We start from the raw sequence: 11255 nt of genomic DNA on the forward strand, positions 1-11255 counted from the left end.
ATCAGCCGAAGACCCGCTTGAAGATCGTGTCGACGTGCTTTGTGTGGTAGCCGAGGTCGAACTTCTCGCGGATCTCTTCCTCCGAGAGGGCGGCGCGCACTTCCTTGTCGGCGAGCAGTTCCTCGAGGAAATCGGCACCCTGCTCCCAGACCCTCATGGCGTTGCGCTGCACGAGGCGATAGCTGTCCTCGCGGCTGACGCCGGCCTGGGTGAGGGCCAGGAGAACGCGCTGGCTCATCACCAGCCCCTTGAACTTGTTCATGTTCTTCAGCATGTTTTCGGGGTAGATCACCAGCTTTTCGATAACGCCGGCTAGGCGGTTCAAGGCGAAATCCAGCGTGATCGTGGTGTCCGGGCCGATGGCGCGCTCGACGCTCGAATGGCTGATGTCGCGCTCATGCCACAGGGCCACGTTCTCCATGGCCGGCACGACCGACATACGCACCAGGCGGGCGAGACCCGTCAGGTTCTCGGTCAGCACCGGGTTGCGCTTGTGCGGCATGGCCGACGAACCCTTCTGGCCGGGCGAGAAGAATTCCTCCGCTTCCAGAACCTCGGTGCGCTGCATGTGGCGGATCTCGATCGCGACGTTTTCGATCGACGAGGCGATGACGCCGAGCGTGGCGAAGAACATGGCGTGACGGTCGCGCGGAATGACCTGGGTCGAAACCGGCTCCGGCATCAGGCCGAGCTTTTCGCAGACATGCTCCTCGACGCTTGGGTCGATGTTGGCGAACGTTCCGACGGCCCCCGAGATGGCGCCGGTGGCGATCTCGGCGCGGGCGTTGACGAGACGGGCGCGGTTGCGGCTCATCTCGGCGTAGAAGCGGGCAAACGTCAGACCCATCGTCGTCGGCTCGGCATGGATGCCGTGGCTGCGGCCGATGCGGACCGTGTCCTTGTGCTCGAAGGCGCGGGTCTTCAGGGCCGCCAGCACGCGGTCCATATCGGCGAGCAGCAGGTCGGCGGCGCGCACCAACTGGATGTTGAGCGTGGTGTCGAGCACGTCAGACGAGGTCATGCCCTGGTGGACGAAGCGACTATCCGGGCCGATGAATTCGGCGAGATGGGTCAAGAAGGCAATCACGTCATGTTTGGTTACGGCTTCGATCTCGTCGATCCGGTCGACGTCGAACTTGGCAGCGCGCCCCTTTTCCCAGATGGTCCTGGCGGATTCCTTGGGGATGACGCCGAGTTCGGCCAGGGCATCACAGGCATGGGCCTCGATCTCGAACCAGATGCGGAACTTGGTTTCGGGAGACCAGATGGCGACCATTTCTGGCCGGGAATAACGCGGGATCATCGGACGTTCTCACTTTACGGCTGGAGTTGGCGTCGCTTTAGCAAAGACGGGCGGCAATCTCAACGGCTGCGGCGCGCATGGAGGATGCTGGCACCGATCAACAGGATCAGGCCAAAGGGGAGATAATGGCGGAGGCCGAGCACGGCGAATTGATAGACGGCGGATGCGAAGGTGAAGATGAACTGGAAAAACCATATCCGCGTGCCGAATGGCTGATGCCATTGCGCATAGAACTGCCGGTAGTGCAGGGCAAACAGCAGTGCAGTCAACACGGCCGTGCCGGTGCCGAGAAAGAGGAAGGCTGCGGCAAAGCGCGTCTCTGGCGGTCGGGCGAGGCTGGCGAAGCGCATCAGCGGCAGGGCGGCGAGCCAGGCGAGTGCCGCACCGCAGAAATAAAGGCCGAGCACGATCGTCTTGTGGGTGCTGGGCAGGCGATGCAGTCCATAGGCGGAAAAGGTTACGGACAGCGTGATCAGCGAGGCCCACAGCAGCGCGCCGACCAGCCATTCGGCGATCGGCGGGCGGCTTGCGGCCAGTCGTGCGCGAAATCCCGATACACGCCGCAGAGCGGGGGACTGGCGCGTCACGGGCGGACCGGGACGGCGATCCAGCGGCCGTCATTGCCTTCGAAGCCACGGCTGAGCACGTGGACGAGCGCCATGTGCAGGGCCGCTCCGCCGAGCGGCGAATAGGTGACCGCACCGCCGAGGCGATAGCCGACGGTGCAGCCGCGGCTGGCCGGCACGCTCTTGTCCTCGTAGACGAGCGCGTTCGCCGGGGTTCCGTCCTTTTCCGTCAGCCTCAGGCGGAACGCGGCCAGCGCATCGATCTGGCCGACGCAGGAACCGCCAGGCGCGACGGAGAATTCCTCGATCTTCAAGGTGTAGGGTTGCCCGAAGGCCGGGTCGGCCGGGTAATCCAGATAGCGCAGTTCGTGCTTTTCCACGCCCATCTCGCTCACCGGATTGAAGGCGACGAGGCTGCCGGGATTGTTGCCGAGCTCGTACTTTTCGATCAGCGGCTGTGCCTTGTCCATCACCGCCCGTCGCGCGTCAGACAGGCCGGCATTCTCGTCGTCGAGGCGCACGCGGATCGGCGTGCCGGGCAGATAGACATCCTTGACCGTGTCGATCACGTAGATGTTGGAATAGGGAAAGCCGGAACCGTCCTGAATTCCATATTCCTCGAAGGCGTAGACACTGCCGTCAACCGAAAAGCCGATCGACTGCAAAGCTGCGATATCGCCGGCAACGGCCGGTGCGGCGGCGAAGATCATCGCCGCCTTCGCCACCAGCCATGTCCGCAATACTGTCAACGACGCCCCTCCAGTGCAGCCTTTCTCAAAGTGTCGACCGTTTTGCGGTAGTCGTCAACGCCTTCACCCTTGTAGACGGCCGATCCGGCGACCAGCACATTGGCGCCGGCGGCGGTCACCAGCGGAGCGGTTTCTGCGGTCACGCCGCCATCGACCTCGAGGTCGATCGGCCGGTTGCCGATCAGCATATTGGCCTGGGCGAGCTTGGCGGTCGCCTGGGGGATGAACTTCTGGCCGCCGAAGCCCGGGTTGACGCTCATGATCAGGATCAGGTCCAGGTCGTCGAGGACATGTTCCAGGACCGAGACGGGCGTTGCCGGATTGAGCGATACGCCGGCCTTCTTGCCGAGCGAGCGGATCTTTTGCAGCGAGCGGTGCAGATGTGGGCCGGCCTCGGCATGCACGGTGATCACGTCGCAGCCTGCATCGGCGAAGGCCTCGAGGAACGGATCGGCCGGAGAGATCATCAGGTGGCAGTCGAACACCGCCTTGGTGTAGGGCCGCAGTGCCTTGATGACGGCAGGCCCATAAGAAATGTTCGGCACGAAATGGCCGTCCATGACGTCGAGGTGGATCCAGTCGGCGCCGGCTTCGACGACGTCGGACACTTCCTGGCCAAGCTTGGCGAAATTGGCGGCAAGAATGGAAGGGGCGATGAGAAGGGGGCGGGTCATGGGCTGGGCTCCGGGATCATGGACGGTTTTGCGCATTTGGCCTGCCCATAGCACCGGGACCGACCACCGGCAACACTGCGAGGGGATGCGCGCCTCGCTCAGTCTTGACCGGCTGCAAAACCTTGGTCACTTCTTGTCGCTTGCGATCGAGGAGAAGTGAATGGGACGGCATGCGATCATCACCGGCGGCAGCAGCGGCATCGGCCGCCATCTCGTCAACGCTTTCCTCGAGGCAGGCTATGACGTCGCCTTCACCCATTTCGACGATGAGGCCGCCGCAGAGGCGGTCACCGCGCAGGCCGCCGCCGCGGGTGGCCGGGTGCGAGGCTTTTCGTCCGACGTCGGCGATGGCGTTGCCGTCTCGCGGCTGATGGACGAGGCGTCGGACTGGTTTGGCGATGTACCCGATGTTCTGGTCAACAATGCCGGGATCCAGACCTGGTCGCCGCTGCTCGACCTTTCGGAAGAGCGCTGGGATGCGGTAATTCGCACCAATCTCAAGGGCTGCTTTCTCAATACGCGCGAAGTGGGCCGGCGCATGGTCGCTGCGGGCAAGGGCGGGGCGATCATCAATATCGGTTCCGGCTGCAACAAGCATGCCTTTCCCGGCCTGGTCGACTATACTGCGTCCAAGGGCGGCGTCGAGCAGTTCACCAAGGTTGCCGCGGTCGAACTCGGGCCGCATGGCATCCGCGTCAATTGCGTGGCGCCCGGCGCCATCGAGACCGAACGGACGCGAACCGAGGCGCCCGACTATGCCGAAACCTGGGGACGTGTCACGCCGCTCCGCCGGGTCGGCACGCCCGCCGACATCGCCGGGCCGGTGCTCTTTCTCGCAAGCCCGCAGGCGGCTTTCGTCACCGGTCAGACGCTCTGGGTCGATGGCGGTGTCTTCAGCCAGGCCTTCTGGCCCTACCAGTTCTGAAGACGGAAGCAGTCGGCGGCTATTGCGCCGTAGCGCCAGGCTCGACGAACCGGCCGTCTCGCCACTCCATCAGGCGATAGGGGTTGTCGCCCAGTTCGTGACGGTCGTTGAAGGCGATCGGGCCGATTACGGTGTCGGCATGGGTCTCGCCAATCACCTGGGCCAGAGGCATACCGAGCGCGCCGGCGGCGCCGACGCCTTGCGCCACCACGGTGACGGCGGCATGGGCCAGCAGAACATAGCCCTCGGGCTCGATCCCCGCTGCCCTCATATCCGCCGCGACACTTTGCGCGGCCGGCTGGTTTGCGTGATCTGGCAGTATGACGGCCAACACGCCTTCAGCAAGCGGAACCGCCTGATCCGAGGCCTTCAGGCTATCACCGCCCATGAGCGTCAGGGAAATGCGCTCGGCGGCGGCGTCGCGGGCGATGACGGCCACGTCATTGCGGTCTCCGCCGACGAAGACATGGCTGGCGCCGGCCTTCTTCAACCGGCGCACCAGCGCCACCTGCTGCTCCTGGCCGGGGCGGAAGGTATCGGTGAAGACGGGCTTTAGTCCGCGTTCCTCGAGCGCGTTGCGGATCGTTTCGGTGAGTTCCCGTCCGTGGATCGTGCCGTCCTCGATGAGTGCGAAGGCGGAGCCCGACCAGTCGCGCAGGATGACCTCCGTGATCCTTTCCGCCTCGTCGTCGGTTGACGGGGCCATGCGATAGAGCGGCCAGTCGTTCTTCAAGGCATCTTCCATCACGCCCTTCCAGCGTACAGACAGGGTGATGGCCGGAATGGCAGCGTCCTTGAGGATGGCAAGCGACCCATCAAGTGATTCCGAGCAGAGAAAGCCGATCGCCGCCTTCGCTCCTGATTCCTGGATCTGCCGGGCAATCGCGGGGCCGCTGCCGGGCTGACAATTCTCCTCGACGAGGACATGCTCCATCCCTTGCTGGCGCGCCGCCAGGGCTGCACCGTCGCGCATTTGCGCGCCCAGGATGGAGAATGGGCCGGTCTGCGGCGCAACAAGCGCGATCCTCGGCGCATCGGCCAGGGCCGGAAAGGCCGGGGACAGGCCGAGCAGGACGGACAGCAGCATTCGGCGGAGCATTCGGGCGGGTTTTCCTGTTCTTCGGACCGGTGGCCGGCATCCTATCCGCAGGACGCAGGGAACGGCAACGTCAATCGCCCGCGGCACACGGGGCAAAAAATCCGATGCGTTGTGGAAAACGTAAACCTTGGCGGCCATATAGTCATGCAATATGCCAGCAAGGCCCCGAAGCGCGCCGGAGAAGAGAGTGTTGAATACCCAGCAGTTGGACCCGGTTATCTATCGGGAAGCGATGAGCCGCTATGCCGGCCATGTGCAGATCGCCACGACCGAGTACGAGGGCGTCAGGCGGGGGGTGACCGTTACCGCGGCCTGCTCGGTTTCCGACCGTCCGCCAAGCCTGCTCGTCTGCCTCAACAACGGCAATCCGAACAACGCGGTCTTCTTCGAGAGCGGTTCATTCGCTCTCAACTCGCTTGCTGCCCATCATCAGCCGCTTGCCGACGCATTTGCCGGTTTCGGCAGCATGCCGGCAGACGACCGGTTTGCGCTGGCTGAATGGCAGACGCTGGTCACTGGCGCTCCGGTTCTGTCCGATGCAATCGTTTCCTTCGATTGCCGCGTCACCGACAGCAAGGTGACGGCGACCCATACCGTGTTGTTCGGTGAGGTCAAGGCGGTGCATTTCGGCCCGCGAGAGGCCTCGCTCATCTATCTGGACCGCGGCTATCGCAGCCTGTAAGCTTCTCCTCAATCAAGGGGAGGAACAATGGCGGAAGCGTCAAAAACTGGCTTGCCGGGATCGATCGATGCCGTCATCGATCTCTTGTCGCAACATGATTATCTCGTTGGGCGGCCGTTGGCGACCGTGCTTTTCCTCGCCCTTCGCATGCAGCGTCCGCTCTTTCTCGAGGGGGAGGCGGGGGTTGGCAAGACCGAGGTCGCCAAGGTGCTGGCCAAGGCGCTCTATCGCCCGCTGATCAGGCTGCAATGCTATGAGGGCCTCGACGTCGCATCCGCCGTCTACGAATGGAACTATCCGGCGCAGATGCTGGAGATCCGGCTTGCCGAAGCAACCGGCATTACCGACCGCGACCGGCTGGAACACGATCTGTTTTCCGAGCGCCACCTCATCCGCCGTCCCGTTCTGCAGGCGCTGCAATGCGAGCCGGGTCGCGCGCCGGTGTTCCTGATTGACGAACTTGACCGCACCGACGAGGCCTTCGAGGCCTTCCTGCTCGAGGTGCTGTCCGACTTCCAGGTGAGCATTCCCGAATTCGGCACCGTCAAGGCCTCCGAGCCGCCGATCGTCATCGTCACCAGCAACCGCACCCGTGAGGTACACGATGCCTTGAAGCGCCGCTGTCTCTACCACTGGGTGGACTATCCCAAGGCGGCCGAGGAGCTGGCGATCATCCGGCGCAAGGTGCCGGGCTGCAACGAGCAGCTGTCGCGCCAGATCGTCGCCTATGTGCAGAAGATCCGCACCATCGACCTGTTCAAGAACCCCGGCATTGCCGAGACCATCGACTGGGCGACCGCGCTCACCGAGCTCGACCGGCTGGCGCTCGATCCGGAAACCATTGCCGACACGCTCGGCACGCTGCTGAAATACCAGGAGGACATTGCCCGGATCCAGGGCGGCGAGGGCCACAAGGTGCTCTCCGAGGTCAAGGCCGAACTGCTGGCGGCGGGCTAGGCCATGCAGACGCCGGGAACCGGGGAGGGCATTGTCGTGGTGGCGCCGCCGATCGGTGACGGACGGCTCGCCGACAATATCGTCTATTTCGCCCGCGTCCTGCGTCGCGCCGGGCTCAAGCCCGGTCCCGGAGCGGTTGCCGATGCGATCGCCGCCATCGATGCGGTCGGCATCGGTTCGCGCGAGGAATTCCATGCCGCACTCTCGGCTGTGCTCGTCAAGCGGCATGAGGATCAGCCGGTGTTCGACGAGGCGTTTCGCCTGTTCTGGCGCTCGCGCGACCTGGTCAACAAGATGATCGCCATGATGTCGCCGGTGGCGCTGGACAGCAGCGAGCGGGAGAAGGCCAAGGCCGGCTCGTCGCGCGTGAGCGACGCGCTGTTTGCCGAGCGCGAGCGCCAGAGCCGCGAGCGCGACGAGCCGGAGATTGAGATCGATGCCCGCTTCACCGTCTCCGGCAGCGAAGTCCTGCGCCGCACCGACTTTGCCCAGATGACGGCCGTGGAGCTGTCGCAGGCCAGGCGGGAAATCGAACGCATGACAATGCCCTTCGACCAGGTGCCGATGCGGCGCTACCAGCCGACGTCTCGTGCGCGCACGGTCGATCCGCGGGCGATGATGCGGGCGGCGATGCGCACCGGCGGCGATCTGATCCTGCCGAAATATCGCGAGCGCCGCCGCCAGCCGCCGCCGCTCGTCATCCTCGCCGACATTTCCGGCTCGATGAGCCAGTACACCCGCATCTTCCTGCATTTCCTCCATGTGTTGACCGAGCGCCGCAGGCGCGTGCACACTTTCGTCTTCGGCACGCGGCTGACCAATGTGACGCGGCAGATGCGCAACCGCGATCCAGACGACGCGATCGACCAGTGCACGGATGCGGTGCGGGACTGGTCGGGCGGCACGCGGATCGGCGAGACGCTGAAGGAGTTCAACCATCAATGGGCGCGGCGCGTGCTGGGGCAGGGCGCCATCGTGCTGTTGATCACCGACGGGCTGGAGCGGGAAGGGGCGGAACTGCTCGCCACCGAGACCGATCGCCTGCACCGGTCCTGCCGGCGGCTGATCTGGCTCAATCCGCTCCTGCGTTTCGAAGGCTTCGAGGCGCGGGCGCGCGGCGTGCGGGCCATGCTGCCGCATGTCGATGAATTGCGGCCGGTCCACAATCTCAATTCGCTGGCCGATCTGGTCGCGGCGCTGTCCGGGCCGATCAACGGTTCGGCCGATCCGCGCCGTCTCATTCGCCAACTCAGAGGGCTGCCATGACTACCGACATGCAGACAAGGGATCCGCTGTTCATCGCCGAGGACTGGATCGGGCAGGGGCGCCGGGTGGCGGTCGCCACTGTGGTCGAGACCTGGGGCTCGGCGCCCCGCCCGGTCGGCAGCCATCTGGTGATCGACGCGGACGGCAGTTTCGAAGGTTCGGTCTCAGGGGGCTGCGTCGAGGGTGCGGTCATCACCGAGGCGCTCGACGTTCTGCAGTCGGGTCAGGCGAAGATGCTTGAGTTCGGTGTCGCCGATGAAACCGCCTGGCGGGTGGGGCTCTCCTGCGGCGGCAAGATCCGCGTCTTTGTCGAGAGGCTTTCCTGATGCAGCTTTCCAGTCTCAAGGCGCTCAACGCGGCGCGGGCGCAACGGCAGGCAGCGATCCTCGTCACCGATCTGGCCGACGGCCACGACCGTGTGGTGGTCGAGGGAAATGCCGTCGAGGGCGCGCTCGGCGAGGAGATCGCGGGGCGCTTCCGCTCCGGCAAGTCCGGCTCCGTCGAGATCGACGGGCGCATGCTCTTCCTCAATGTCCACCTGCCGCCGCCGCGCATTGTGGTGATCGGCGCGGTGCATATCAGCCAGGCGCTCTATCCGATGGCGGCCATAGCCGGTTATGACATGTCGATCATCGACCCGCGCACCGCCTTTGCCACGCCCGAACGTTTCTCCGGCGTTGATCTCATTGCGGATTGGCCGGAAGACGTGCTCTCTGCGCGTCCGCTCGATCGCTACAGCGCATTGGTCGCCGTCACCCATGACCCGAAGATCGACGACTATCCGATCGCCGCGGCGCTGAAAGCCGGCTGTTTCTATGTCGGCGCTCTCGGCAGCCGCAAGACCCATGCGAAGCGGGTCGAGCGGCTGATGGCGCAGGGCTTTTCCGAAGCGGAGATCGCCCGGATCTCGGCACCCGTCGGGATCGACATCGGCGCCGCGACCCCGGCCGAGATCGCGGTCGCCACATTGGCCGACGTCATCCAGGCTTTCCGCCGGCGCTCGCTCTCCGCTGCCGGAGGCGAGCCCGCATGATCTTCGGAGAGTTCGCCACGAGCGATGCCGAGGGCCTGATCCTCGCCCATGCGGTGAAGCTGGCCTCTGGCCGTTTGCCGAAGGGGCATGTGCTGGCTGCCGGTGACATAGCGGCACTGGGCGATGCGGGCATCGCCAGCGTGATCGCCTGTCGTATGGAGGCGGGCGATCTTGGCGAGGACGAGGCGGCGGAGCGCTGCGCCTCGGTGATCGATCCCGCCAATCTTCGCCTCACCCCGGCCTCCACCGGCCGCGTCAACTTCCACGCCACCTGCAACGGCCTGTTCGTTGCCGACAGGGCGCTGGTCGACCGGTTCAACCGTGTCGATCCGGCGATCACGCTCGCCTGTCTCGCCGACCACAGCGATGTGCGCGACGGCGATCTGGTGGCGACCGTCAAGATCATCCCGCTTGCCGTTTCCGGCGACAGTGTCGAGCGGGCGCGGGCGATCCTGACCGAAGGTGCCGCCTTCCGGCTCAAATCCTACCGGCCCCATGCCGTCCAACTGATCGCCACCGAACTGCCGTCGCTGAAATCTTCGGTGATGGACAAGACCGCGCGGGTGCTCGAACAGCGCCTTGGCCCCTCGTCGAGCGAACTGGTAGCCGAACAACGGGTCGCGCATCGGGCCGAAGCGGTTGCCGCGGCGATCGAGAACGCCTTGCGCAATCAGGATGCCCGGCCGCCGATGATCGTCGTCTTCGGTGCCTCGGCCATGTGCGATGCCGTCGACGTCATCCCCGAATCGATCCGCATGGCCGGCGGTGTGGTCGATCAGGTGGGGCTTCCCGTCGATCCCGGCAATCTGCTGGTGCTCGGCCATGTCGACGGCGTTCCGGTGATCGGTGCGCCCGGCTGCGCCCGCTCGCCCAAGGAAAACGGCTTCGACTGGGTGCTGAACCGGCTGCTGGCCGGCGAAACGCCCACATCCTATGAATTGACGGGGCTGGGGGTCGGAGGATTGCTGATGGAAATCCCAAGCCGGCCGCTGCCGCGCGAACTGGCGACCGATGCCGAACGTCGGCCGCTCAAGGTGGCGACCGTGCTTCTCGCCGCCGGCAGGTCGAGCCGCATGGGCGAGGGCGGGCGGCACAAGTTGCTGGCCGAATTCGAGGGCGAGCCGCTTGTGCGCCGTTCGGCGCGGATCGCGCTTGAGGCGGGCGCCGGCGAGGTCATCGTCGTGACCGGCCATCGCGCCGACGAGATTGCCGGGAGCCTGATGGGGCTTGATGTGACCTGCATCGACAACCCCGACTATGCGAGCGGCATGGCGAGTTCGTTGAAAGCCGGCTTTGCCGCGGCCAATGCCGGCGGCGCCGATGGCGTGCTGGTCATGCTGGCCGACATGCCTGGCGTATCGGTCGCCGATCTTCATGCGCTGGTGTCGGCGTTCCGTTCATCGTCCGGCCGTTCGATCGTGCGCGCGGTGGCCGACGGCAAGCGCGGCAATCCTGTCATCCTGCCGCGCCCGACCTTCGAGGCGGTGAAATCGCTCGAGGGCGACATCGGCGCCCGGCCGATCATCGAGACGGCCGGCCTGCCGATCGTCGATGTCGAGATCGGCGTCGGCGCCCGGCTGGACGTCGATACGCCCGAGGCCGTCATTGCGGCCGGCGGCATTCTGAAGGGGTAGGTGGATGGACAATGTCGCGATCGAAGACATGTTCTCGTCGCTCGGGGCCGTCGACATCAAGCGCATGTTCAGCGGCAAGGGCATCTATCATCAGGGCGTGATCATCGCGCTCTACCTGTTCGACGAGTTCATGCTGAAGGCAGATGAGCAGACGGCGCCGCAGTTTGTCGTGGCGCGCGCGCGGCAGTGGGTCTATCAGCGGCAGGGAAAGAACCCGGTCGCCATGCCCTACTGGTCGGTGCCGGAGGAGGCCTATGACGATCCGGACGAGATGGCGAAATGGGTGCGACTGGCCTTCGAGGCGGGGCTGAGGGCCGAGGCGGCGAAGGTCAAGCCGGCAAGACCCAAACAAGCAAAGCCCCGGGCC

Annotated in this window: 12 protein-coding genes and 1 pseudogene; 8 read left to right on the top strand and 5 right to left on the bottom strand. The window is 65.2% G+C overall.

Annotated features, from left to right (window positions below; all coding sequences use genetic code 11):
* Position 1: 1 nt before the first annotated feature.
* Genes purB through rpe form a run of 4 tightly spaced genes read right to left on the bottom strand, consistent with a single transcriptional unit; the run spans position 2 to position 3292 of the window.
* Positions 2–1303 (bottom strand): adenylosuccinate lyase, encoded by a 1302-nt coding sequence (gene purB, locus ACWPVA_RS05650; RefSeq protein WP_454286747.1) that lies wholly within the window; start codon positions 1301–1303, stop codon positions 2–4.
* A 59-nt stretch (positions 1304–1362) separates the two neighbouring features.
* A complete protein-coding gene (locus ACWPVA_RS05655) occupies positions 1363–1890 on the bottom strand; it encodes a hypothetical protein (RefSeq protein WP_454286748.1) in 528 nt (175 codons plus the stop codon).
* Positions 1887–2618 carry a DUF2259 domain-containing protein gene (locus tag ACWPVA_RS05660; protein WP_454286749.1) on the bottom strand — a complete coding sequence of 244 codons (732 nt, stop codon included), beginning with the start codon at positions 2616–2618 and terminating at the stop codon, positions 1887–1889. The genes ACWPVA_RS05655 and ACWPVA_RS05660 overlap by 4 nt, the downstream gene beginning before the upstream one ends.
* On the bottom strand, positions 2615–3292 hold the full coding sequence (gene rpe / locus ACWPVA_RS05665) for a ribulose-phosphate 3-epimerase (RefSeq protein ID WP_454286750.1): 678 nt from the start codon (positions 3290–3292) through the stop codon (positions 2615–2617). The genes ACWPVA_RS05660 and rpe overlap by 4 nt, the downstream gene beginning before the upstream one ends.
* 160 nt (positions 3293–3452) lie before the next feature.
* Here rpe and ACWPVA_RS05670 point away from each other — a divergent pair, with 160 nt between their 5' ends.
* Positions 3453–4217, top strand: coding sequence for an SDR family NAD(P)-dependent oxidoreductase (locus ACWPVA_RS05670; RefSeq protein ID WP_454286751.1), 765 nt, complete (start codon positions 3453–3455; stop codon positions 4215–4217).
* 19 nt (positions 4218–4236) lie between these two features.
* Here the strand turns inward: ACWPVA_RS05670 and ACWPVA_RS05675 are convergent, their stop codons facing one another.
* Positions 4237–5316: a branched-chain amino acid ABC transporter substrate-binding protein gene (locus tag ACWPVA_RS05675; RefSeq protein ID WP_454286752.1), complete on the bottom strand. Its 1080-nt coding sequence runs from the start codon at positions 5314–5316 to the stop codon at positions 4237–4239.
* A 187-nt stretch (positions 5317–5503) separates the two neighbouring features.
* Between ACWPVA_RS05675 and ACWPVA_RS05680 the strand changes: the two genes are divergently transcribed.
* The 7 genes and pseudogenes from ACWPVA_RS05680 to ACWPVA_RS05710 all read left to right on the top strand — a co-directional run.
* Positions 5504–5998 (top strand): flavin reductase, encoded by a 495-nt coding sequence (locus ACWPVA_RS05680; RefSeq protein ID WP_454286753.1) that lies wholly within the window; start codon positions 5504–5506, stop codon positions 5996–5998.
* A 27-nt stretch (positions 5999–6025) separates the two neighbouring features.
* Positions 6026–6955, top strand: a complete 930-nt coding sequence (locus ACWPVA_RS05685) for an AAA family ATPase (protein WP_454286754.1) — start codon at positions 6026–6028, stop codon at positions 6953–6955.
* Between the two features lie 3 nt (positions 6956–6958).
* A complete protein-coding gene (locus ACWPVA_RS05690; protein ID WP_454286755.1) occupies positions 6959–8221 on the top strand; it encodes a vWA domain-containing protein in 1263 nt (420 codons plus the stop codon).
* Complete coding sequence (locus ACWPVA_RS05695) at positions 8218–8547, top strand: XdhC family protein (protein ID WP_454286756.1); 330 nt, start codon at positions 8218–8220, stop codon at positions 8545–8547. Before ACWPVA_RS05690 ends, ACWPVA_RS05695 begins: the two co-directional genes overlap by 4 nt.
* Complete coding sequence (locus ACWPVA_RS05700) at positions 8547–9254, top strand: XdhC family protein (protein ID WP_454286757.1); 708 nt, start codon at positions 8547–8549, stop codon at positions 9252–9254. The genes ACWPVA_RS05695 and ACWPVA_RS05700 overlap by 1 nt, the downstream gene beginning before the upstream one ends.
* Entirely contained in the window at positions 9251–10888 is a 1638-nt protein-coding gene (locus ACWPVA_RS05705; RefSeq protein ID WP_454286758.1) for an NTP transferase domain-containing protein, read from the top strand. The genes ACWPVA_RS05700 and ACWPVA_RS05705 overlap by 4 nt, the downstream gene beginning before the upstream one ends.
* A 4-nt stretch (positions 10889–10892) precedes the next feature.
* A pseudogene (locus ACWPVA_RS05710) lies at positions 10893–11207 on the top strand (TfoX/Sxy family protein); the annotation flags it as partial.
* Positions 11208–11255 lie beyond the last annotated feature (48 nt).

Source organism: Rhizobium arsenicireducens, from assembly GCF_964021225.1.